This is a genomic window from Brevibacillus gelatini (genome assembly GCF_003710935.1).
Taxonomy (GTDB): Bacteria; Bacillota; Bacilli; order Brevibacillales; family Brevibacillaceae; genus Brevibacillus; species Brevibacillus gelatini.
On record NZ_RHHS01000004.1, the window covers coordinates 25,414 to 47,875 of the forward strand.

Sequence of the window (22,462 nt, forward strand, 5' to 3'; positions counted from 1 at the left end):
TTTTTGGATGGAAAAGGGCGACTCTTTGGAGGAGCCCTTTTTGCTGTGTCGGCCCTTCTGACGATGCGAGTGGCAGGGAGTGGCTGGCAGGGGCTTCTATGCAGGGAGGACATGGTGTATTGTAGAGGAATAGCGATGTTCGAAGTGGAATCCTTATAGAGAAAAGGAGGGAGCGGGATGGCAAAACTCCTCGTGGTAGACGATGAAAAGCCGATTGCAGATATATTGAAGTTCACATTTGAAAAAGAAGGGTATCAGGTCGTGTGCGCCTACGATGGTGACGAAGCGCTTGTAGTCGTCCAGGAAGAACAGCCGGATTTGATTTTGCTCGATGTCATGCTGCCGGGCAGGGACGGAATGGACGTCTGCCGGGCCGTCCGGCAAACGCACGACGTGCCGATCATCATGCTGACGGCCAAAGACTCGGAGCTGGACAAGGTACTCGGTCTGGAGCTGGGGGCGGATGATTATGTCACCAAGCCTTTCAGCACCCGTGAGCTGGTGGCGCGGGTCAAAGCGCATTTGCGCCGCCATCGTCCAAGGGCAGAGGAAAAAGAAAGTCAGCATCTGTTGCGCGTGCACGAGCTGGAAATTGATTTGAACTCGTACATCGTGGAAAAGGCGGGAGAGCTGCTGGATCTGACGCATCGCGAGTTTGAGCTGCTGGTGTACCTGGCCCGTCATCAGGGACAAGTTTTGACGCGGGAGCACCTGCTCCAATCTGTGTGGGGCTTCGACTATTTTGGCGATGTACGGACGGTGGACGTCACGATCCGCCGCTTGCGTGAAAAGATCGAAGATGACCCGAGCCAGCCGAAGTACATTATTACAAGGCGCGGCTTAGGCTACACCATGCGCAATCCCGGAGTGGGAGGCACGCCTGGATGATGCGGCGGCTGTTCAAAACGATTCAGTGGAAAATGGTCGTCATCTACATGCTGCTGATTCTGCTTGCCATGCAGTTTATCGGCGCTTATTTTGCCAGAGAAGTAGAAAGCTATTACATCAATAACTTTTCAGAGGCGCTCAATGCCCAGGCGAGTCTGTTGGCGAGCTTGCTGGAGAGCGATCTGCGGCCGCGCGACGGGAAGGAGTCGAGCGCGGAGCAAAACCGCCAGGACATCGACAACCTCATCAACAACCTGGTGAAAATAAACGGCGCCAACGTGCAAGTCATCGACCAGACCGGAACAGTAGTCAGTACGACAGAGGACAAGCGGACGATTGGTCAGCGCACCTCGCAGCCGGAGGTTACAGTAGCGTTGCTCGGAACGCGCAGTGAGTCGATGCGGATTGACCCGCGCACCGGAGCAAGGGTAAAGGTGCTGGTGCTGCCCGTAAAAGGCGACCAGATCGTCTATGGCGCGGTCTACATGATGGCTTCGATGGAAGGCACCTACACGACGATTCGCAAAATGAACGGGATTTTGGCGACGGGCACGATGTTTGCGCTCGTCATTACGGCGGGCCTGGGTGTCGTGCTCGCGCGAACGATCACCAAGCCGATAAAGGAAATGACCAGACAGGCAAGGCTCGTTGCCGACGGTGATTTCAACAGCAGTGTGCGGGTGTACAGCGACGATGAAATCGGCCAGTTGGGAATGGCTTTCAACCATATGACGCTGCGGCTGCAGGAAGCGATTTTGCAGCAGGAGGAAGAACGGGAAAAGCTCGCCGGCATTTTGAGCAACATGACAGACGGCGTGATCGCGGCCAATCGCAACGGCCAGATTATTTTGTTCAATCGCGCAGCAGAAGAGATACTGCAGGTGCGGATGGCAGATGTTTTGCGAAAAAACAGGACGCTGGCCGATCTGCTCGGTCTGCCTCCCGAGGAAGAGATGTCTTTGTACGCGCAGGAGGAGCCGCTTTTTATTGAAATGCGGCTGCCCAATCGGGAAGAGGTCATTTTGCGCGTGACATTTACGCCCTTGCAGCACGACAGCGGAAAAAAGGGCGGGATTATCGCGGTGGTCGCGGACGTAACGGAGCAGCAGCGGCTGGAGCAACAGCGCCGGGAGTTTGTCGCCAACGTCTCGCATGAGCTGCGCACGCCGCTGACGACGATCAAAAGCTACGTGGAAGCTTTGCTGGACGGGGCGGTAGATGAGCCGGAACTGTCCAATCGCTTCTTGAAGGTAACGATGTCCGAGACAGAGCGGATGATTCGCCTGGTCAATGACTTGCTTCAACTGAGTCGCTTCGATTCGCAGGGCGTGCGTCTGCACTGCAAGGAGGCGGACATCAGCCGGCTTTTGCGCTATGCAGCCGATCGCTTTTCCATGTTCAGCGAGCAGCAGGAGGTACAGCTTACCGTTGATGTGCCAAACAAGCTGCCGCCTGTGTACATCGATTTGGATGCGATCAACCAGGTGCTGGACAATTTGCTGTCCAATGCGATCAAATATACGTCCCAGGGCGGCACGGTTGTCCTGTCCGCCAAGGAAAACCGCAGTCAGAAGCGTGTGCAAATCTCGATTAGCGATACCGGAATCGGGATACCGGCCCGCGATTTGAAGCGAATTTTTGAACGGTTCTACCGGGTTGACAAAGCGCGCTCGCGTGGACAAGGCGGTACAGGTTTGGGACTGGCTATCGCCCGCGAACTGGTTCAGGCTCACGGCGCAGATATTGAGATTACCAGTGAATGGAACGTGGGGACGACGGTGACGTTCTGGGTCCCATTTGCCCAAGGAGGTAATGCGGGATGAAGCGGATGCTGGAGCCTGCCAAGACCGTCTTGCTGATCCTGTTGGTCGTGGCCAGTTTTTGCCTGACCGCTATGCTGTGGTCGAACCAGCCCAATTTGCAGTTCATCGAGCCGGCACGTTATACCGAGTCGAAGCCGGTCATGGAAAAGACACTGGAGCAACTGGTGACTCCGGAGTCGGTCGTGTTTCATTACGGGGAAGAGCGCCATACGCGCGCAGTAGCGACGGATGCGCCATACAGCCTGATCGTAAACGAGATGTCAAAATGGATTTTCCTCGATTTCTCGCCATATGTGCTGTCCAATGAAAAGTGGGGAGAAATTGCCCGGGAAAAGTTGGGGCTGGAAGTAAGGTTTCGCAGTACGGTACCGCTGTCGATTGTATCGCGTCTGGTCACTTTCCGCGACGAATATGACCGCGACATCAAGGGCATTGACCGCTTGTGGCTGTACTACGAAAAAGACGAGGACGTCGTCTACGCGTTGTTTCTCTCGACAGAGGAAGGGCGCATGATGCGTTCGCGCACCTCGATCAGCCCGAAAGATTTGCGAGACTCGTATTTGGCTTCCGGCAGCTCCATGCCGGAGCAAATCATGAAGGTCGTCAAGCCGGAGCGGATGTATTCGGTAATCGAAGGCCCGGCGCCGATCTGGAGCACGTATTACTTGCCCAAAAACCAGATGCGGATGCAGCAGTTCCGCTACAGCTATGTGCCTGTTACCAACGAACAGCTGATGGAGGCGTACTTTATCGATCAGTCGCTGGTCAGACAAATCATGGAGCGGGACAAAACGGTTATTCTCACGGATGGCAGCAGATCAATTCAATTGAGGGCGGAGCAGCAGGCAATCACCTTCACAGACCCGGCTTACCAGCAGCGGGCGCAGGAGCCGTCTGCCGAAGAAAAAGTGCAGAGTGCGGTTACTTTTATCAACAAGCATCTCGGCTGGCTGGACGATTTTCATTTTGAACAAATCAAGAAAAGCTACAATGAAAAAGATTTAATCACCTTCCGCCAGTATGTCGGGGCGTATCCGCTGGTCAGCACAGAAGAGCCGATCCAGATTGATACGATCCAGATTACCCTGGAAGCGGGACGGGTTGTGACGATGAACCGTTCTCTACTCGACCTGGATAAATACATCGGCAACCAGGAGCAGACGATCATGTCCGGCCCGGAGTTGTACAAGCTGATCCGGGACAAAAAGCTGGCAGATACGGAGCAAATCACGAATGCCTACCTTGCCTATCAAACGGTCATGGGAGACGGATACGTGGATCTGGTTCCGACCTGGATCGTCGAGCTGGCGAACCAGGGGAATCTGTACATTCTCGCGCGAGTGAAGCAGGGAGGAGGAGGGGCGCATGGATTGGAGTAGAACGAAGACCATTCTGATCTGGGCCTTTCTTCTGCTCGATCTGTTTCTTTTCTATCAGGTGTACGTGACGCGCATCAGCCTCTGGAATGACAAGGAAGTGGCGCAGGGAGAAAAGTGGAACATGGAGCTGTATCTGAATCAGCAAAATATTTCCCTGGACACGGAGATCCCGCAGGAAACTCCGGAGATGGCCTATCTGGACGCGGAGTACGTCGGAATCAATCTGATTAGCTTGCAGGAGCTGCCGGGCATTCAGGCGACCGTGGAGAAAATGTCGCTTGCGGCAATGTTGGACCCGCCGATCCAGTTTCGCGGCCAGCTGGCGCCGAATGAGCTGCTGCGCCAGATCGGGCCAAGGCTGATGTACGCCGAGCAGTACGTGCCGGATTCGTATCAGTCGAATCCATCGCGGCTTTTGTACTGGCAGGTTTATGAGAAAATGCCGATCTTCGTCGCCCCTTTGGAAGTGTATTTGGAAAATGGAGCGATTTTTGGCTATCGGCAAACGTTTTTCCAGGTGCGGGAACAAAAAGACGGTCGGCAGGTCATCTCCGGCTACAAGGCGCTGCTTTCGCTGGTCGAAAAGCAAATGATCCAGCCAGGTGAACGGATTGAAAATGTAAGCCTGGGCTATTACGGTTCATACGATGCGGATAAGCAGGTGCTGGCTCCGGTATGGCGGGTCGTCCACGATGGCAAACAGCACTTTGTCAACGCGTTTACCGGTGCTTTGGAGCGGGCGATGGTTACGCAGCGATGAACAGATAGACAGCAAGGGAAAGTGACGGGAAGAGGGATGTTCGGTGAGATTTAGTGTGTTGGCAAGCGGGAGCACAGGCAATGCCATCTACGTGGCGACAGACCGTGTTTCCGTGCTGATTGATGTGGGGATTACAGGCAAGCAGGCAGAGGCAGCGCTGCAAACGATCGGCGTCAATCCTGCCGATTTGAGCGCGATTCTCGTCACGCACGAGCACGTCGACCATATCAAAGGGGTCGGCGTCATGGCGCGGCGATACAATTTGCCAATTTATGCCAATGAAAAAACGTGGGCGGAGCTGAATGGCCAGATCGGCACGATCAAGGAAGAGCAAAAGCGCCTGTTTGCCGTAGGGGAAAAGCGGGAGCTGGAGGACTTGGGCATCGAGTCGTTCGGCATCTCGCACGATGCGGCGGAGCCGATGGGCTTTTGCTTTTACCACGGCAAGAAAAAGCTCAGTGTCGCAACAGACCTTGGCTATGTCAGCGACCGGATCAAGGAGACGATTCGCGGTGCGGACGCGTATGTATTCGAGTCCAATCACGATGTCGAGCTGCTCCGCATGTCGCAGTATCCGTGGAGTATCAAACGGCGCATTTTAAGCGACGTGGGCCACTTGTCCAACGAAGCGGCGGGCGACGCCCTGACCGAGTGTCTGACAGGTGGGGCAGAGCGCGTATACTTGGCCCATTTGAGCAAGGAAAACAACATGATCGATCTGGCCCGCCTGACGGTGAAAAACATTTTGGAAGAAAAGGGGCTGACCGTCGGGGATGATGTGCATTTGCGCGATACATACCCGGACCGCCCGACCAAGCTGGAAGAGCTATAGGAGCGGTTCGATCCGGGTATGACGGCTGGTGATGGCATCGGAGAGCTTGACCATCGTATCAAGCTGAAAGCTGAGCTGGCTGTCCAGTTCTTTCGCTTTGCTTATCAGCTCGTCATGCGTCAACAGTCCTTTTGCAACGAGAATTTCGATGAGGGCGTGCAGGACAAGCGTATTGTGGTAATCCGTTTCCTGCAGATCGGCGAGCTTGGCGATGAGCTGTACTTCGTTCATACTCTATCAACCCTTTCTTTTCGCTGGCGTCAGAAAAAGCTTTTAATCTATCATATCCGCGCTCTTGGTGAAATATTCCAAGGGCTTTTTGCTTTTTCATTCCACAACCTTTCCATATTTCTCACGCGACTTTGCCGAAACCAGGTCGTATACTAAAGGTGTCATAAGGAACAGACAGCAAAGAACTCATCCATGCAAACAGTGGCACTAGGGTATAGGAGTTGGAAAAACCTGTAACCCTAGTAATTAGCAGAGGAAGAAGGAGAGTGTGAATCATGGGGTTTTACGATGATTTGACTCACGTGGAGCGGAAAAAACGAAGCGGTTCAATCGGTCGCACTGTCTTGACGTCCGTAACGTCAGCGGTAATTGGGGGAATGGTCGTCCTGCTCATGCTGCCGACTCTCTCCAACTCCGGATATATCAATATGGTCGAGCCAGGAACGTCAAACGTCATTAGCAATCCCGCAGCCAACCTGTTTGCCACGCCTGTATCGGTGAAGGTTGAAACCGGCACAGTAAACGCGGTGAAAAAAGTGGAGAACGCGGTTGTCGGCGTCATCAATATCGGCCGTGCTCGCAGCAATTGGTTCAGCAATACGCAAGACATCGAGCAGGGCGAAGGTTCCGGCGTCATTTTCGAGAAAAAGGGCGGCAAAGCCCACATCATCACCAACTACCACGTCATCGACCAGGCGCAGAAGCTGGAAGTCGCCTTGCCGACAGGGGAAAAGGTGCAAGCAAAGGTTTTGGGTGCTGACCCGTACGCCGACCTCGCCGTACTGGAAATCGACGGCTCGAAGGTAACTGCCGTTGCCGAGCTGGGGGACTCCTCCACGCTGCAAGTGGGCGAGCCGGCAATCGCTATCGGGAACCCTCTGGGCATGAAGTTTTCCCGCACAGTGACACAGGGTATCATCAGTTCCCTGGAGCGTTCGATGCCAATGGACTTTAACGAAGACGGCCAGGACGACTGGGAACTGGATGTTTTGCAAACCGACGCCGCAATCAACCCCGGCAACAGCGGTGGCGCGCTCGTCAACATTCAGGGACAGGTTATCGGAATCAACACCTTGAAAATTTCCAAAGCCGGTGTAGAAGGTCTGGGCTTTGCCCTGCCGATCAATGACGTGAAGGTCATCGTCAGCGAGCTGATGGAAAAAGGCAAGCTGGAACGCGCCTATCTCGGCGTACAGCCATTCGACCTGACCAACGTGCCGCGCGTGCACTGGAAAGAAACCTTGAACCTGCCGGATGAAGTCAAGGCAGGGGTCGTCGTCCAAGGCGAAGTCGGCAAATTCTCCCCAGCAGGCCAAGTCGGCCTGAGACAATACGATGTCATCGTCAAAATGGACAACAAGGACATTGCCAACGGCGCTCAACTGCGCAAGTTCCTGACCTTGAACAAAAAGCCGGGTGACACCGTTGTGATTACGTACTACCGTGACGGCTTCAAGAAGACGGCGACCGTCAAGCTGGCGAAAACGCCGGAGTAAGCAACAACAGGAAAGTTGTTGGCAGACCGTAGCGTCTCGCCAGCAACCAACCGACAGCAATTCCGGGACGATTTTGTCCCGTTTGCATATAAGTAGTTCCCCCCCTCTAACTATTTGTAAAATAGATCCCTTCTTTGTAGAGCGTCGAGCTGAGATCGGCGCTCTCTTTTTTTGGTCGATAGGAATTTATAAATTTTTACCCTATCGACATAAGTGCAACTACGGCTCTGCTGTCGCCAAAGGCAGGGCAATCGCCGAGTTTTCTAATATTTCAGGATATCAATCCCTTTCTTAGTTTAGAACCGCTTCTTGGCTTTTGACATAAGACAAAGTGATTTTTACATGCTACTTCAACCATTAATATGAAGGAAATCCTTATTATATATTTGGTTATCGATAGTATACGTGTGACTTTTAGCAATGAAGATTCGTCTATAAATCACGAGTTATCCCATTTTTTTCAATAATAGGGATAATAAACAATTTTATTAGCTGATATTGTTCGTTTAGGATTCTAAAAATTTATTCAAAGGAGATGAGCTAGTTTGAAAAATGTTCTTAAAAAGTCAGTAACACTTGCGTGCCTAGCATCTATCTTAGTGACTGGCCAGGCGATAGCTGCCGAAACTTTATTCACCAATAGCTCCTCTACTAATAAAGAATATGATCGTAGCGCAGCAAAAAAATATGCTGAAAAGTATGCTGAGAGACCAGGAAACAAGAATTACGCAAATTACGGAAGCAACAGTGATGGCGGCGATTGCACAAACTTTGTTTCTCAGGTACTGCACGAAGGAGGTGGGTTGGATTTTCATGGCAAAGAAGGTTATAATCGGAATCAAAAGGATTGGTACTATTACGGTCCACATGTTCCCAAAAATACAAATGATAAAAAATCGCGCACATCATCTTGGACTGGAGCCCATCAATTTCGGGAGCACTGGGCCGTAGTGAATGGTTCCGGAGGAAAATTTGCTTATCAAGCCAAAAAGTACACAGTTCAAGAAGCAATCGATAATTTTGATGAAATTTATGATGATTTAAATGTTGGGGATATTGTTCAATTTGTTGATAAACACGGAAAGACATTACACTCACAAGTCGTACACAGGTTTAAAAATAAGGAAGTATATATGGCACAACACTCGGTTAATGATGAAGATTATTATTGGGGAACAGATTTGCCACTAAGTGAATGGCTCAATTATGGTGGTGCATATGTTATTACTATACAGATAAAAAAATGACGACAAATGGATGTTGATTGGAGATGATGATATGCGTAAGGCGAACAAAACGCATGTATTATTTTTCTCTGCAACGCTTCTTCTGGGGTTAGGCATCATTGGGGTTAACGCATATGCTGGTAACCCGCACGACACAGGAACGCTAGTTCAGCAGAAGGAGGAAGTCGATAAAGCAGAATTGCTAGCGAAGCTGGAGGAGGAATTCGAAAAGGAAGAAGAAGCTCTCTATCAGAACTATACCGATGAACAGGCAAAAAAGGTAAAAAAGTTAGCATGGGAAATTGGGAAATTGAGAGAAGAGTTATACCCTGTAGATCCTGAAGAAAAATTGAAAAGTCAACTTTTTGCTTTCAAACAAATGACGCTCATTCACGAAAAAGCTTATAAAGGTGAAAATGTGGAAAGCGTAGATTTCAATGATCCAGAAGTGATTGGAATTTTGGAAAGAATCGAGAAGAGAAAACAACTCATTGAACGAATAGAAAATGAGCTTTCTGGAAATGCGAAGTTTGGGAAGGGGAAGTCCGCTCAACAATTACTCGAAGAATTTGAAAAAGAGAGAATGGCATTACGTGACGCAACTTCGGATACAGGAAATTAAACAGGTACTTCTCTTACTTGTCAATCAGTGGGGCTGTCTGAAAAGTCGATTCATCGGCTTAGAGATGCCCCTTTATCGTTTTTTTGGTCGATAGGAATTTATAAAATTATACCCTATCGACATAAGTGTAACTACGGCTCTGCTGTCGCCAAAGGCTCGGCAATCGCCGAGGTTTCTAAAGAGAACGAGACCGCTTCACCTAGCGACTTGGTTGTTTTCACATCCATACTTCACTTGGTTTCATAACAGCAGATTACCACGTGATGGACTTGTCTTGCTGTCGTTCTGGGGTAGAATAAGAAGCGACAAGAAAATGCGCGGAAAAGAGGGAATAAAGATGGATATGATGATGCAAAGCATTCGCATAGAGAACAAGGAAGTGGAGCTGCAGGCGGGATATCCGGTGCGATTTACCTGCATGGAGCATCTGGAGCAGGAGTTGGATGACTACGTGAACGACTTCGAGGCAGCACCAGACACGTACCCGGCGCAGGCGATCGACGACAGTGCAGCTGACAAGCGCTGCCGGGTATGCGGCGAGCCAGGCCAGATTGCGCTTTTGAAAGAGAAAGGAATGTAGACGACCGTGCAAATTTCGATCATCACCGTAGGCAAGCTGAAAGAAAAGTATTTGCGTGAGGGCATCGCCGAGTACAGCAAACGCCTGTCTGCCTACTGCAAGCTGCAAATTATCGAGGTCAACGACGAAAAAGCCCCGGAAGAAATGAGCACGGCCGAAATGGAGCAGGTAAAACGCAAGGAAGGCGAGCGCATTCTGGCGCAGATCAAGCAGGACCAGTATGTGATTGCGCTGGCGATTGAGGGGCAAATGTGGTCATCGGAGAAGCTGTCTGCGGAGCTGGACAGACTGGCCCTGCACGGCCGCAGCCAGGTGGCGTTCGTGATCGGCGGATCGCTCGGGCTGGCGGATACGGTCCTGAAGCGGGCAAATGTGCTGTTGTCTTTTTCGAAGATGACGTTTCCGCATCAGTTGGTGAGGCTGGTGTTGTTGGAGCAGGTTTATCGGGGGTTTCGGATTAGTCGGGGGGAACCTTACCACAAGTAACGGCAAGTTTTTTGAGGTTCGAGCCCTCAGGAGCCCTTCAAAGAGGTTTTATTATTTGAGGTTTACCTACCATCACCTTTCCTGAAAAGACTCGTTTTACGGGCGTTTACGAGCCATTTTGGGTACTAGATTACGAGAGTGTACCTTGAGGGGGACTTTTGCTTGCGAAAAGCAAAAGCCCCCTCCACCTTATCGGTGGAAGGGGCAAGGGTCAAAAAACACTTCTTTATCCCTTCGTCGAACTCTAGTTCGATGCCTTCGAGTTCTTTGCCATTCTTCTTTACGTGTACTTGCTTTATTACCGTTTGAAGAAGGGTTTTCTGCGTGTTGAGGGGCGAGTTTTCCAGGAGTTTGTGGAACATTGTCAGGACTTCACGAACTTCCTTGATTGAGATGGGGCTTGACGTGTTGGTCTCAAGCTGTCTCTCAGCCTCACGCTTGCGCTGTGCAAACTGGTCGAACTTCGCCTTTAGTTCGTTGAGTCTCTCGACCAGAAAATCGTTGTCTATGGCATCGCTCTCATACAGCTTGAAGTACTTCTGTTTCTGGGATTCGAGAGTTTTCAGCTCCTTGTCCAACGCTGCGATTTCTTTTTGAAGAGGCAAGACGCTCTTTGAGCGATCTTTATTGATTTTATTTACGATGTCTTCCAAAATTTTAGGCTGAAGAACGACTTCTTTGATTCGGTTCATCACGAAATCTTCCACAAGGTCTGCCCGTACGGAGTTTGAACTGCAAACGCGACTTCCGTTGTTCCTGAACCTGTTGCAAACGTAGTACCGCCGTACGACAACGGTTCCGTCCTTGAGCTTGTCTTTTACCCGATGGGCTCCCAAAGTTCCGCCGCATTGGGGACACCGCATCAGGCCAGTCAGGAGGTACGTACCCTCAAACACTCTCGGCGACGTTTTTGATTTTTTGCCGTACAATTTTTGTACGGCTTCCCAGGTGTCCATGTCGATGATGGGCTCGTGTTCCCCGTCTGCGATGATCGGGTTTGGGTTGATTCCCTTGCGTCGCTTTTCGTTCCAGTTTTCACGGACGTTATAGCGAATCTTTCCAATGTACACGGGATTGGTGAGAATGGTTTTGACTGCTACAGTGCTGAACGAATTCCCAAGTTTTGTCCTGTAGCCTTCGTTATTGAGTTGATTGGCTATGCTTCTTAGCCCTTGACCAGCTGCGTACATCCGAAAGATTTTTCGGACGAGCTCTGCTTCGACAGGGTTGACAAGAAGCACGGACTCGCTACCTTTACCGGAAGGAACCTCGACAACATTGTAGCCAAGGACGTTACCGCCATTCCACTTTCCGTTTCGTGCCCGCTGTTTCATCCCCATCTTTACGTTTTCTATGATGGTGTTGCGCTGAAACTCGGCGATTACACCCAAGATTTGAATGCTCAACTTCCCTGCTGCCGTTTCGGTGTCGAACTCCTTTTCGGAGTAGCTCCGAAACTTTACGTTATTTTTATTGAGTTTTTCCACGATGTACAGAAGGTCGGAAGTCTTTCGGCTGATCCTGTCCAACTTCCAGACCAGTACCTCTTGAATTTTACCCTCTTCAACGTCCCGCAAAAGCTCTTGCAGAGCAGGCCTTTTGTCGATGCTCTTACCGGAAATCCCTGCATCGACGTACTCCTTGTAGACAATTTTTCGTTCCGATTTGCACAAAGAACGAAGAACTTCCAGTTGTGCCGGGATGCTGTACCCTTGTTCAGCTTGTTCTTCTGTGCTTACACGCGCATAGATGGCTACGTTTATTGCGACAGGATCTCCTTTGAAATCGAGGGTCATCATCAAGAAAACTCCTTTCTTACGCGATTTGTCGGAACTCCCGTGTACCAAGAAGTTCCGCAGTCAGTTCGAAGTCGGCGTACTCTTCGGCCTCCTGGTCCAACAGGACGAGAATGTGGCGTCGAATGCTCTCGTTTATTTGCGACTGCTTTTTGCGCTTTTGATTGGTGGAAAGAAAACTTGTGACCATCTCGGCAAGAATCTGGATCATCGCAGTGTAGCTGTCGTCTACTCTCAGTTGCAACATGGTTCCCTCCAGATGAAAATTTTTTTAGAAGGGATCTTATGGGGCCAAGGCTGGCCCCTTTGCCCCTGTGTTCATCGGTTTTGCCAGCAGCGGAGAGCCGCGACCCAAAGGTTTTGCAGTGATGTGCTGCACAGTGCACTACAGTGCAGCACGAGAGCACAACGAAGAGCAGGCGTTTTGCTTGACTTTACTGGGTTTTGAACCAAAAGTGCAGAAGTGCACTAGGAGAGAAGAATCTCCGAAGGGACTTCATTTGTCGCTTTCTTTTTGACAGGCGGCGACACTTTCTTTGGTGCTGGCGGTTTGATTAGGGACTTTTTTTGAGTCACGTTTGCTGACTCAGCCTGTGGCAGAACCTCAGTACTGTCGTCATCCTCAAAAAGTTTGGAAAGGTCATCTTCTGGTTTATCCAGGAGCACTAATCCAGGAAAGTAGCGCCAACCGCCGGAATTTTTTCTATCTGGTGCTGGAATCCCAGCCTCTAACAGGGCTGTCTTGAAAGCGTCGTAGAAAACTTGACGTCTTTTGACTGTAATGGCTGAAAAGTCTGTTTCACCTGTTCTTCTGCACCAGGTTAGGAAAGCTTCATGCAACTCGTTACTACCAAGCCTGTCGTCCGGGCTACCTACTCGGATATAATCGGCAACGAACGGTATGACGGGGTTTTGTTCACTTTTGTAGTTAGAAACAGCCTGTTGTATTGCCTTAGAAGTGGAAAATTCAAAATCTTGCTCTCTCAATCGCTTGAGCCCTTCCATCGCGAAATTGAAGATGCCCGGCAACTCGGCGAGAAGCTTTTGCAGGAGGTTTTTGTCTACCTCAGCACCCTTGAAGATCCTACGAAATGGGACGATTACCAACCTTCTGAAAAAGCCATGGGATCTATCAAGGGTTGCTGGCAGGGTGTTTAGAGCAAATAAGAGCTTGCATTTCGGTTTGTAGCTAAAGCCCTTTTCGAACTTGTTTTCTACCCGAATCATGTCCCCAGCTACGATGGTCTTTATATGTTGCGTATTCAGCCCTTTTTCATTAAATTCGTTCTCGGCTGACACGTTTAAGATTTTTCCTACCAACTCTGCTCGGGCAAAAGGATGGTTGAGTTCGTTCATCGCGACGTGAGAAGTGTTCTGGCGTCCAACAAGGTGCTCAATGAGCTCAATCAGTACTGACTTACCGTTAGAACCAATTCCCTCGAAAATGAACATTTTATGAGCCCGCGTTTCGGAAGTGCAGCAGTATCCCATGATCTCTTGCACAACCTTGATGGTTTGTTCATCGCCCTGAAAGATTTCGTATAGAAACCTGTTAAATGTCGGGCATTCTGCTGCAGGGTCGTATTCAATGGAATTCTGAATGCTAGAGTACTTATTGGGATCGTGTGGCTCCAGCACAAAGGTGTTGGTGTTAAACATACCGTTTGCCAAATTAATATAGTCCCTGTCAGTGTCGAACTCTTCCACGAATGTGGCAGATCTTTGTAGAATTGCCATGTAGCGACCCTCCCAGCTAGGGTTCCAGGCCCCTTCTTGGACGGCTTCAATCTCACGATACAGGAGACGGTGAAGCTGTTTTTCGCGAAGTGGTTTCCAGACACCGTTTTTATAGAAATAAAAACGTTCACCTACGGTAAAAACTAAGTGGTATTTATTCATCACATACTTTGCAAAGAGATGGGGATCAATGTTAACAACCCCTTTTTGAGCGTCAATAACAAATCCCTTACTCTGCAATTCCTGTATTTGTTCGAGAGTGAACAAGGGTTGTCCACCTTGCTGGGACGTTGAATTCCTTGCTTCTTCCGCTACTTTTTTTAGAGCAGCGTTTAAATCACGTTTTGGGACACCCACGCTGGTGAGTTTATCCCTCAGACGTTGGAATTCAGCAACATCCTGACTTGCTACCTCTACAAGCGCAGCCAGAACAGGAGGCTCAAACGGAGCCCCCATGTCACCAGCTTCAAATGCGCTGACCGCTTCCTGGATCAGATTTTGGATTTCTTCCAGTCTTTGTGTACCCACCATTTTTATCTCTCCTCTCTTGTGAAAAGTAGTTTCAGTTTACTTATTGAGAGGAGAGAAGACAAAAAACGACTCTACGTGAAAAACGGAGAAAAAAACGCATCAGCACAAAACGCCCGCAAACGTTTTAGGCTCGTTATTGAGTCCAAAAGGTTCCTCAGCAACCCAATTTTTAAAGGAAAATATACGTGTTTTTTTCAGATAATCGCCGATTTTCGCATGAGATCGCCTATTTTGGACTTTCATTTTTTTATAACGGCGTTCCGAGCTTTTTGTGGCGGAAATCCAGCCTTAAACGGTTTTTAGCTTTTTTAAAAAAATTCCCTTCCGCTGAGTCAGCAGGGAATTTCGCTGCAGTGTTTGTTATAGTTGAAAATTATGTTCGCCTTTTTCCTATCTTCTCTTTCCCTAGAATGACAATGACCTCGGCGACTAGGAGGACAATCTTCGCAATGGCTGCTAATTTCATTGAAACACCTCCTAGTACTCGTTCGGGAACAACATGGTGCAGTACTCACCGGAGTCGATGACCCAAAGCGTGATTCCGTCTACCGGTTCGGAAACGTCCAGGTAGATTGTTTCCTCATGTGGCGGCTGTTCCTGACGGTTCCGTACAACCTGCAAGGGTTCTCCGTCTACGAGTTCGACGATTAACTCAAACACCTGCATGCTGTCCAGGGTGTCTCCCCGTTGTTTTCGCTTGTCCAGGATGCTCCACAGGGCCAGTTGAATGTCCAGCGGCACTCGCTCGCTGACTCCTCTTGTCGCATACTTTTCGGACGAAAACATCTCGTTTGTTGTCATGTTACATGAGTCCCCTTTCTTTTAGGCTGGTGTAGGCCCCCTCGGTACCCACAATGACATGATCCAGCAGAGTGATGCCTAACAACTCTCCGGCCTCTTGCAGTTTCCTCGTCACCTGTATGTCCTCTTGGCTTGCTGTGGGATCTCCGCTGGGATGGTTGTGGGCGACAATGACCGACGCGGCATTGGAGAGAATGGCGACCTTGTACACTTCCCTTGGATGGACAATGCTTGCATCCAGGGAACCGATTGACACGGTGTGCAGCGCAGTCGGTTCGTTCTTCGTGTTTAGGCAAAGCAAAAAGAACTGCTCCCGATCCGTTTCGTCCAGAAACTTCAGGAACAGTTCTACGACATCCCTTGCCATCCTGATGCGGCGCTGCGGGTACAGGAAACTTGCTTCCCGTACCATTTTGACTCGGACGATGTTGACTCGTTTGGCGACTTCTCTGTTTTGACTCATTCCACATGCTCCTCCAACCAGTTTTGGATTTCGTTGTCGTCAGAGATTGCTTCTGCCGGAACGTAGAAGGCCATCCCGTACTCGTTGGTGTAGATCACGACCACCTTGTACCAGCACTCACCGTTTCGTTCCACCTTCTCGACAAATTCCGGCAGACTGCCAAGCAAGCCCCCGTCCTCTCGGTTTAGGCCGACCACGCTCAGATCCCGCAGATTGTCTCCCTTCTCCAGCACAACCATGTAGCCGTATGTGTCCAACGTGAATGCTTCGTCCAGACCGTCGAAGTCGAACGCCTCCTTCAGTCCCAAAAATTCTTCTTCCAAGTACGACAGAAAGCTCGGCGAAAACACCTTTGCTTCCTGCAAGCAGCGTACATCTGCCAAGGTTTTGATCGTTCTCATGCTACACGTCCCCTTTCCGTTTCATCTGGTGTGCGAGCAGTGCCTTTTGGATTTTGATGGTGAGCCATTCTCCCCTCAGTCGCTGTTCGACTTCGTGAATGATCTTGAGAATCTCGGTGTAGGTGTCTTGATTCTGTGCCTCTCCGGTGTGGTAGAGATTGTCCAGCAGCAGCGTGACACAATGTTCACATGTCTGGATGCCGAACACGACTTTGTCTTCTTCCCCTATCAACTGCTCGTACTGTTCCGCTGGTGTCTGCATGTGTGCCCTCCTCGTTTACTGGCTACAAAATGAGAAAAGGCATCCCACCGCCCCTGTTACGGGCGGCAGAATGCCTTACTGACGCAAAAGATGGTTATTCTTTTCCTGTACCGTTGCAGGCCGGGCAGGTATGTACACCTGAGCCGCCGCACGCGTAACAATCGTCATTGGCGGCGTGTTTTCCAACTCCGCCGGTGCAATCGCAAAGAACTTTCTTCTTGCCTCCGCATTCACTGCAAAGCGCCATCTTTTTCACCCCCTTTCCGGTACGATCTTCTATCTCATTACCTGCAGGGGTACCTAAATTGAGGTGACATCCTGTTCCCTTGATTCGCGCGGCTTTCTTCGGAACAGGCGAAAGATTGCTCCAATCAAACGAAACGGCAATGTTACGACCCAGAACGCCACTTTGATGATGTTCCACAGAAGTTTGAACACCCCGAGCAGGAAGGAAAAGATGAGCTCCAGCCATCCCCTTACAATGAGCCAGGCAAAAGAGAGAAAGCCGAGTGCCAGTAGAATGATGATGCCGTAGAAAAGAATTGCGTCCATGTTTCTTGCCTCCGTTTTTGCTAGATTGGGTTACCACTACACACTATTGATTGGAAAACTTCATTAATTATTATCTTTGGGCGTTATCTTTCTGTCAATTCACATTTATAGTTTGTGTTCCCTTTTCTTTTCCTCCCGTAAGCTTGTCTTGAGGTGGTTTCCATGACCGAGTTGGTCAAGCGATTAGGCAATCGAATCCGCTTTCTCCGAAAAGAGAAGGGGATGAGCCAGGAGCAATTAGGCGAATTGTCCGGTTTACATACGAACTACGTGGGGCAAGTAGAGCGAGGGGAAAAGAACGTCACGGTGGAGAGCCTGGAGAAGATCGCCAAAGGTCTTGGCGTTTCGATGGAAGATCTGTTCCGGCACATTGACCCTTCCCCACAACCAGACGAGCTTCGCCAACTGGTTGATCTCTTGACGGAACGCTCCAAACACGATCGCGCTTTGGCCCTGAAACTTGTGAAGTCGGTATTCGAGTGGGAGCAAGAGAAGTACCAGTAGTTTACCTACCTGCTCATCTCCACCCTTTTACCTTCTCCCGAACACAAAGCAAATGGCCCTACATCTCTGCGGAATGTAGGGCTAGTGAGTTGCATCACTTATTCGTTTTTGGTCGTGTACATGGTGCACTGCAAGGATTTCAGGCTACTCCTTGCTGTTGTAATTGTAGTGTTTCATGAGGTACAGTTTGACCGCCGTGTTGACCAGATTGCTGATCCGGTCGATTTCTCTTGCCTCGTACAACTGCTGAACCTTGTCGTAGACACCGTTCTCAAGGTAGGTGGTCAATCTCCTGTACCGTTTCTCGAATGGTGCTTGTCTTTTGGGAATTTTTTCTCGTTCAGATAACTGGCTTGCCGTCGGTATCGGTTGGTTCCCTACATCGTTCACCTTCTCAGTCTTTTTGGCTTGGAACGGTCGAACTCTCAACGGCCTGGATGCTTCCCCTGCTACTGGTTTCGACCCAAGATTCCCTATCTCCTGGATTTTTTGTTCGCTTTCCTTGGGAGGTACTACATTTGCTCTCTCTGTGGAAGTTCCCTGTCTCTGGTTAGCTGCATTTTGAGATGCCTTTTTTGCATTCAGCTGAGCAACAACTCTAGCAAGGGGAGATTTCTTGCTGTTCATTTTGTTCACTCCTACTCTGATGTTTCGTCTTCGTCAACACCTACGTCTACGGAAACGTAGATGTCGATGTTTATTAAATTGTTTTCAAAAAGGTGGAGTGAAACAGAGCTATTATTTCTACCTCCTTTTGGTGATGGTATCAGGAAAATAACATATGTTTATCGTTTGGTTTGTTCCATTTTTTGGTTTTATTTTCCGAGTGTGATTCCCAAAAGTGGTCCCAACTAGAGCAGCACTGTGCAAAAAAGAGCGGGTGGAGTGCAGTACTAGAGCACCCCAAAATCCTTGTCCTGTTTGGAAGATCGGCAAGTGCAAGCAAAACGACAAAGCTTGTTTAGCCTTTTACCAAAAGCTTTCCCACAGTTAGTAGAGAGTTAGTATTACCCACTGACAAAGAGCAATAGCTCTTTGTGGTTTTTAAACTCTGAATAAAAAGATTATTTACTGTCAGTGTTGACAGTCAGTAAATCAATCCGGTAAACTTTACCTTAGTTGGAACAAGATCTCGCTAGGGAGGTTGTATTATGGGAGTGAGCGTTGCGGAGTATTTGGGTCAAAGAGCTGACATCGACAACTACGTGATTCAACCAGCTGAACAAGGAGCGATGTGTCCGTTTATGAATGCTCCTTGTTCAAAAATTCAACAAGGTTATGAGCCGGTATGTTCTGTGCGCAAGCGTACTGGCGAACTCTGGATTACATGCAGAAACAGGTTATGTGCAACCCTTAAGACGGTTAGTCTTTCTCCACATCAGATTGACATCCTTACAAAAATAGCAAGAGTAGTCTATGGTACCGACCAAGTTTCACCCAGCGATATTTATGTAAAACGTGAAGAGCCATTAAAGGCAAGTAGTAAGGCAAATTACAACGCTGACTACATTATGGTTCGACGAGGTGACACCAAAAAACTGGTTGTTGAGATGCAAGGTGGCGGCGAAACGTCAGGAACGGGGCTAATTACAGAACAGGTTCTAAAGTGGCGCAACTCTGAAAACAGGTCAAATCGTATGCTCCGCGAAGAAGTCCAAAAAGCCGGTACCATTGAAACCAATGCATGGAGACGTCAACAAGAGCAATTCATTGTAAAAGGCAATGTTGCACAAATGAGTGGAGGTGCTATCGTCTTTGTAGTTGGTGCCCCAATCTATGACTATTTGAGATCAAAGCTTGACTGGACTCAATTTAAGGACCTTCGTGATTATACATGGTCATTGGCAATCATTGGTATTGCTGAAGATAAAGAAAACCAACCTGTACCGGGTCCAATTCCACTAAAGGTTGACGAAAGTCGTGTGTTATTCACAAATTACGGTAACTTTCTACAAGCTCTTACAAACCAAGGCTATCCTACTCCTGGAGCTTTCTCTGGAGAATTTACGGCGTTGGACGGTACTACGGTTCAAATTCCCTAGCAAAAAGTAAGGAACCAGGCAATTTCAACTGCCTGGTTCCCAAACTATAGATTTTCAAATATTGATTCTGCCTTCCTCAATCGCCATTATTCTTTTACCAATCCACTCAATGACTGGTACAGCAACAGCATTTCCTAGTGTTCGGAATCGACTTCCGTCCATCCCTCCGGAAACCCCTGTAGTATCTCGTACTCGGAAGGGAGCATCCGTCTGACAAACAGCGTCTGAGCTGCCTCTGGAGTCAAGTGTATAGGTTTCTCCATCGTTTCGGTACCCTTTCGCTTGGGGGCCTGCTGAAGGCTTGCGTCCAATTCCGGCATGCTGGATAGAGTAGAGATTTGCAGATTGATTGCCCTTTCCAAATCCGGTGGCAGAGATTTCCCTCTGGCCAAGGCCCTGTCGATGAGCGATTGCAATTGAGCCTTGTTCAAAAAGTACCTCAGCGGCGCTTCGGCTTTGATAACTTGCGACAATGTACACTCTTCTACGACGCTGGGGTGTTCCAAAGTATTTTGCATCCAGTATTCTCCACGCCACGCAATACCCGAGTTCATCCAAGGTTGAGATGACCACTCTGAAATCATTTCCGTTGTTACTATTAAGCAATCCGGGAACATTTTCGACAAGAACCCAACGAGGTCTTCGTTGTTCGATGAGTTCTGCGTACTTGTAGAAGAGTCCGCTTCGATCTCCTTTAAGCCCTTTTCTCTTACCTTGGTTGGCAAGAGATACATCTTGGCACGGGAATCCTCCACACCAGACTTCTGCTTCTGGTACCTCATTGATTGTAACGTCATTTATATCACCCATTAGTTTGACATTTGGCCAATGTTTTCGAAGAACCTTTTGGCAAAAGGCATCTTTCTCACATTGAAATACAACTTCCATCCCGGCTCTTTCAAGACCGAGATCGAAGCCTCCTATTCCGCTAAAAAAGGATGCAACCTTTAACATATTCTTTTCACCAGCCTAGAAACCTGTATCTAGTAGTAATTCGACAAAAGTTGCAGGAATCCTACCTTAACAAAGTAACAGTAATCTCCTTATTTTCCCTAAAATAAATAATATCGAATGATAGATTTGCGAACAAGTGTTTTCTATGCACAAAAACTTTGTCTGGAGAAGAGAAATTTCAGACAACTTGGAGGGTTTTGCCAATAATTGACGAAAATACAATGCGGATTAACATTTTACTAGAGAACAAGGTGATCGTATGAGTGGTTTTTTTTCGTCATTCATGTCTAGAGAAGATTTAATTCCTTATGGAGATAATGCATTACTTTTGTATGCTCTTGAACTGAAATGGCATATTGAAGATATTGCTACTGTAGCTACCCAAGCTTTAACTGATGGATCTGATGATAAAAAGTGCGATTTAATCTACGTTGATCGAATAAATAAGATAGCTGTAGTTGCACAGGGTTATTATACTGAAAAAGAAAAGCAGTCAGCTCCGGCTAATAAAGCTTCTGACCTAAATACGGCGGTAGCCTGGGTCTTATCTATGGATGTAGAAAGGTTACCTGAAAGGATTAAAGCAGCAGCGATTGAACTTAGACAAGCATTAACTGACGATGAAATTGAAGCGATTGAATTTTGGTACGTTCACAATCTGCCTCATTCCCAAAATGTCAGGGAAGAACTAGATGCTGTTGAGCATACAGCTATGAATGCCTTAAAAGCAAATTTTCCAAACTCTAATTGTAGAACAGTAAAGGCAATTGAGGTAGGGCATCATACGCTTGAAGAGTGGTATAAGGCAACACAAACAGCAATTCTAGTTAACGAGGAGTTTACTATTGAAATAACTGGAGGCTACCATCAGGAATCAGATAAATGGAAGGCATTTGCAACATCTGTTCCAGCGAAGTGGTTAGCAGACCTTCAACGAAGATATCCTGAGGATCTCTTCTCTGCAAATGTCAGATATTTTCTAGGGGCTAAGAAAGGCGATTCTCCCATAAATGCTGGAATTCAGGAAACAGTGTCAACTAGTCCAAGTGAATTCTGGGTTTATAATAATGGTATAACTGCCCTTGTACATCATTTTGATGTTATAGATGACAAACTGATAATTAAGGGTATTTCAATTGTTAATGGAGCACAAACAACTGGATCACTAGGCTCAACTAGTAACCCAATTCCTGAAAATACAATGGTACCAGCAAGGTTTATTAAATGTGACGATGAATCAATTATTAGAAACATCATTAAATACAACAATAGTCAAAATGAAATAGAGCCCGAGGATTTTAGAAGTACAGACGGTGTTCAGCAAAGATTGAGAAGTGAATTTTCATCGAATGAGTTCTTTAGTTATACTGGTGCTCGAAGAGGTGGCGTTTCTCTTCCAAAAGAAAAGCATTTGATACCAGCAGGAACCGTTTCTCAAGCTATTGCAGCTTTTTATGGGGAACCAGAATTGGCGTATCATCGTGCTAAAGAAATCTGGGAAAAGAATACCGAGTATGAAAAAATCTTTAGTGAAAAAACCCATGCAGACCACATGATTTTTGTTTATTCATTGTATAAAACGATCGTTAATTACAAAGCTAAGTTAATGAAGATGGCGAAAACTGGTAGTACAATGAATCAAGCAGAAGAAAAGTCTTTAGAATTCTTGCGAAATCGTGGTGCTATTTATCTTCTAACCTCGGCAATTAGCGCAAGTTTAGGGTTAATATTGAAGAAGAGTTTAACAAACATCTATGATTTAAGATTTAACAGATCAATGAGTTTAGAGGAATGTGAGAGATTATGGGAACCAATTGTTTTAACCTGTATATCGTTTAGAGATTCTCTGAATCCTGCATTGGCAAAGGGAATGAAAAATATAGAAGAGAATAAAAAAGCAATAGATAGTTTTACTAGTTTTGTAGAGGTAGTCAGTCAACAGGAACTATTGGTCAAATCATTTGAAGTATTTGCTAGTCATGTTGTAATTGAAAGTGTGGTATAAGATCAAAAAGCTATGATTGGTTCAATTATTTCAACCCCAATCATAGCTTATTTGAAATAACGAAACTTGCCGTTACAGACAGCGCGGAGAA

25 protein-coding genes are annotated in these 22,462 nt (G+C 48.0%); 13 read left to right on the plus strand and 12 right to left on the minus strand.

What is annotated here, in order from left to right:
• The first annotated feature begins 177 nt into the window (after window positions 1–177).
• Genes yycF through EDM57_RS00180 form a run of 5 tightly spaced genes read left to right on the plus strand, consistent with a single transcriptional unit; the run spans window position 178 to window position 5,682 of the window.
• A complete protein-coding gene (gene yycF / locus EDM57_RS00160; RefSeq protein WP_122902760.1) occupies window positions 178–888 on the plus strand; it encodes a response regulator YycF in 711 nt (236 codons plus the stop codon).
• Window positions 888–2,711, plus strand: a complete 1,824-nt coding sequence (gene walK, locus EDM57_RS00165) for a cell wall metabolism sensor histidine kinase WalK (RefSeq protein WP_122902790.1) — start codon at window positions 888–890, stop codon at window positions 2,709–2,711. The genes yycF and walK overlap by 1 nt, the downstream gene beginning before the upstream one ends.
• Entirely contained in the window at window positions 2,708–4,090 is a 1,383-nt protein-coding gene (locus EDM57_RS00170; protein WP_122902761.1) for a YycH family regulatory protein, read from the plus strand. Before walK ends, EDM57_RS00170 begins: the two co-directional genes overlap by 4 nt.
• Window positions 4,077–4,850: a two-component system regulatory protein YycI gene (locus EDM57_RS00175; RefSeq protein ID WP_122902762.1), complete on the plus strand. Its 774-nt coding sequence runs from the start codon at window positions 4,077–4,079 to the stop codon at window positions 4,848–4,850. Before EDM57_RS00170 ends, EDM57_RS00175 begins: the two co-directional genes overlap by 14 nt.
• A gap of 43 nt (window positions 4,851–4,893) precedes the next feature.
• Window positions 4,894–5,682, plus strand: coding sequence for an MBL fold metallo-hydrolase (locus tag EDM57_RS00180; RefSeq protein WP_122902763.1), 789 nt, complete (start codon window positions 4,894–4,896; stop codon window positions 5,680–5,682).
• Here EDM57_RS00180 and EDM57_RS00185 read toward each other — a convergent pair.
• A complete protein-coding gene (locus EDM57_RS00185; RefSeq protein WP_122902764.1) occupies window positions 5,677–5,913 on the minus strand; it encodes a hypothetical protein in 237 nt (78 codons plus the stop codon). The genes EDM57_RS00180 and EDM57_RS00185 overlap by 6 nt on opposite strands.
• A gap of 275 nt (window positions 5,914–6,188) precedes the next feature.
• On the opposite strand from EDM57_RS00185, the gene EDM57_RS00190 reads away from it, so the two are divergent.
• The 5 genes from EDM57_RS00190 to rlmH all read left to right on the plus strand — a co-directional run bounded on the left by EDM57_RS00190 (window position 6,189) and on the right by rlmH (window position 10,323).
• Window positions 6,189–7,409: a S1C family serine protease gene (locus EDM57_RS00190; RefSeq protein WP_122902765.1), complete on the plus strand. Its 1,221-nt coding sequence runs from the start codon at window positions 6,189–6,191 to the stop codon at window positions 7,407–7,409.
• A gap of 545 nt (window positions 7,410–7,954) precedes the next feature.
• The gene (locus EDM57_RS00195) at window positions 7,955–8,656 is read left to right on the plus strand and encodes an amidase domain-containing protein (RefSeq protein ID WP_122902766.1); all 702 of its coding nucleotides are present in this window, start codon (window positions 7,955–7,957) and stop codon (window positions 8,654–8,656) included.
• A gap of 31 nt (window positions 8,657–8,687) precedes the next feature.
• Window positions 8,688–9,257 (plus strand): hypothetical protein, encoded by a 570-nt coding sequence (locus EDM57_RS00200; RefSeq protein WP_122902767.1) that lies wholly within the window; start codon window positions 8,688–8,690, stop codon window positions 9,255–9,257.
• 337 nt (window positions 9,258–9,594) lie between these two features.
• Window positions 9,595–9,837, plus strand: a complete 243-nt coding sequence (locus EDM57_RS00205; protein WP_122902768.1) for a CxxH/CxxC protein — start codon at window positions 9,595–9,597, stop codon at window positions 9,835–9,837.
• A gap of 6 nt (window positions 9,838–9,843) precedes the next feature.
• A complete protein-coding gene (gene rlmH, locus EDM57_RS00210; RefSeq protein WP_122902769.1) occupies window positions 9,844–10,323 on the plus strand; it encodes a 23S rRNA (pseudouridine(1915)-N(3))-methyltransferase RlmH in 480 nt (159 codons plus the stop codon).
• Window positions 10,324–10,448: 125 nt separating this feature from the next.
• On the opposite strand, the gene EDM57_RS00215 is transcribed toward rlmH, so the two are convergent.
• From EDM57_RS00215 to EDM57_RS00250, 9 genes are all read right to left on the minus strand, one after another.
• Window positions 10,449–12,122 carry a recombinase family protein gene (locus EDM57_RS00215; protein WP_122902770.1) on the minus strand — a complete coding sequence of 558 codons (1,674 nt, stop codon included), beginning with the start codon at window positions 12,120–12,122 and terminating at the stop codon, window positions 10,449–10,451.
• 16 nt (window positions 12,123–12,138) lie between these two features.
• Window positions 12,139–12,366 carry a hypothetical protein gene (locus tag EDM57_RS00220; protein WP_122902771.1) on the minus strand — a complete coding sequence of 76 codons (228 nt, stop codon included), beginning with the start codon at window positions 12,364–12,366 and terminating at the stop codon, window positions 12,139–12,141.
• Window positions 12,367–12,587: 221 nt separating this feature from the next.
• On the minus strand, window positions 12,588–14,387 hold the full coding sequence (locus EDM57_RS00225; protein ID WP_122902772.1) for a DNA primase family protein: 1,800 nt from the start codon (window positions 14,385–14,387) through the stop codon (window positions 12,588–12,590).
• A gap of 477 nt (window positions 14,388–14,864) precedes the next feature.
• A complete protein-coding gene (locus tag EDM57_RS00230) occupies window positions 14,865–15,188 on the minus strand; it encodes a DUF960 family protein (RefSeq protein ID WP_122902773.1) in 324 nt (107 codons plus the stop codon).
• Window position 15,189: 1 nt separating this feature from the next.
• On the minus strand, window positions 15,190–15,651 hold the full coding sequence (locus EDM57_RS00235) for a JAB domain-containing protein (protein WP_122902774.1): 462 nt from the start codon (window positions 15,649–15,651) through the stop codon (window positions 15,190–15,192).
• Window positions 15,648–16,052 carry a hypothetical protein gene (locus EDM57_RS00240; RefSeq protein WP_122902775.1) on the minus strand — a complete coding sequence of 135 codons (405 nt, stop codon included), beginning with the start codon at window positions 16,050–16,052 and terminating at the stop codon, window positions 15,648–15,650. Before EDM57_RS00240 ends, EDM57_RS00235 begins: the two co-directional genes overlap by 4 nt.
• Before the next feature lies 1 nt (window position 16,053).
• A complete protein-coding gene (locus EDM57_RS00245) occupies window positions 16,054–16,314 on the minus strand; it encodes a hypothetical protein (RefSeq protein ID WP_005837635.1) in 261 nt (86 codons plus the stop codon).
• Window positions 16,315–16,389: 75 nt separating this feature from the next.
• A complete protein-coding gene (locus EDM57_RS23050) occupies window positions 16,390–16,548 on the minus strand; it encodes a hypothetical protein (RefSeq protein WP_170163341.1) in 159 nt (52 codons plus the stop codon).
• Between the two features lie 66 nt (window positions 16,549–16,614).
• Window positions 16,615–16,866: a hypothetical protein gene (locus EDM57_RS00250; RefSeq protein WP_122902776.1), complete on the minus strand. Its 252-nt coding sequence runs from the start codon at window positions 16,864–16,866 to the stop codon at window positions 16,615–16,617.
• Between the two features lie 162 nt (window positions 16,867–17,028).
• Between EDM57_RS00250 and EDM57_RS00255 the strand changes: the two genes are divergently transcribed.
• A complete protein-coding gene (locus EDM57_RS00255) occupies window positions 17,029–17,370 on the plus strand; it encodes a helix-turn-helix domain-containing protein (protein ID WP_122902777.1) in 342 nt (113 codons plus the stop codon).
• Window positions 17,371–17,514: 144 nt separating this feature from the next.
• On the opposite strand, the gene EDM57_RS00260 is transcribed toward EDM57_RS00255, so the two are convergent.
• On the minus strand, window positions 17,515–17,997 hold the full coding sequence (locus EDM57_RS00260; RefSeq protein ID WP_122902778.1) for a hypothetical protein: 483 nt from the start codon (window positions 17,995–17,997) through the stop codon (window positions 17,515–17,517).
• Window positions 17,998–18,521: 524 nt separating this feature from the next.
• Between EDM57_RS00260 and EDM57_RS00265 the strand changes: the two genes are divergently transcribed.
• Entirely contained in the window at window positions 18,522–19,412 is an 891-nt protein-coding gene (locus EDM57_RS00265) for a restriction endonuclease (RefSeq protein ID WP_122902779.1), read from the plus strand.
• Between the two features lie 54 nt (window positions 19,413–19,466).
• Here the strand turns inward: EDM57_RS00265 and EDM57_RS00270 are convergent, their stop codons facing one another.
• Window positions 19,467–20,366: a DNA cytosine methyltransferase gene (locus tag EDM57_RS00270; protein WP_122902780.1), complete on the minus strand. Its 900-nt coding sequence runs from the start codon at window positions 20,364–20,366 to the stop codon at window positions 19,467–19,469.
• A gap of 259 nt (window positions 20,367–20,625) precedes the next feature.
• Here EDM57_RS00270 and EDM57_RS00275 point away from each other — a divergent pair, with 259 nt between their 5' ends.
• A complete protein-coding gene (locus tag EDM57_RS00275) occupies window positions 20,626–22,371 on the plus strand; it encodes an AIPR family protein (protein WP_122902781.1) in 1,746 nt (581 codons plus the stop codon).
• Window positions 22,372–22,462 lie beyond the last annotated feature (91 nt).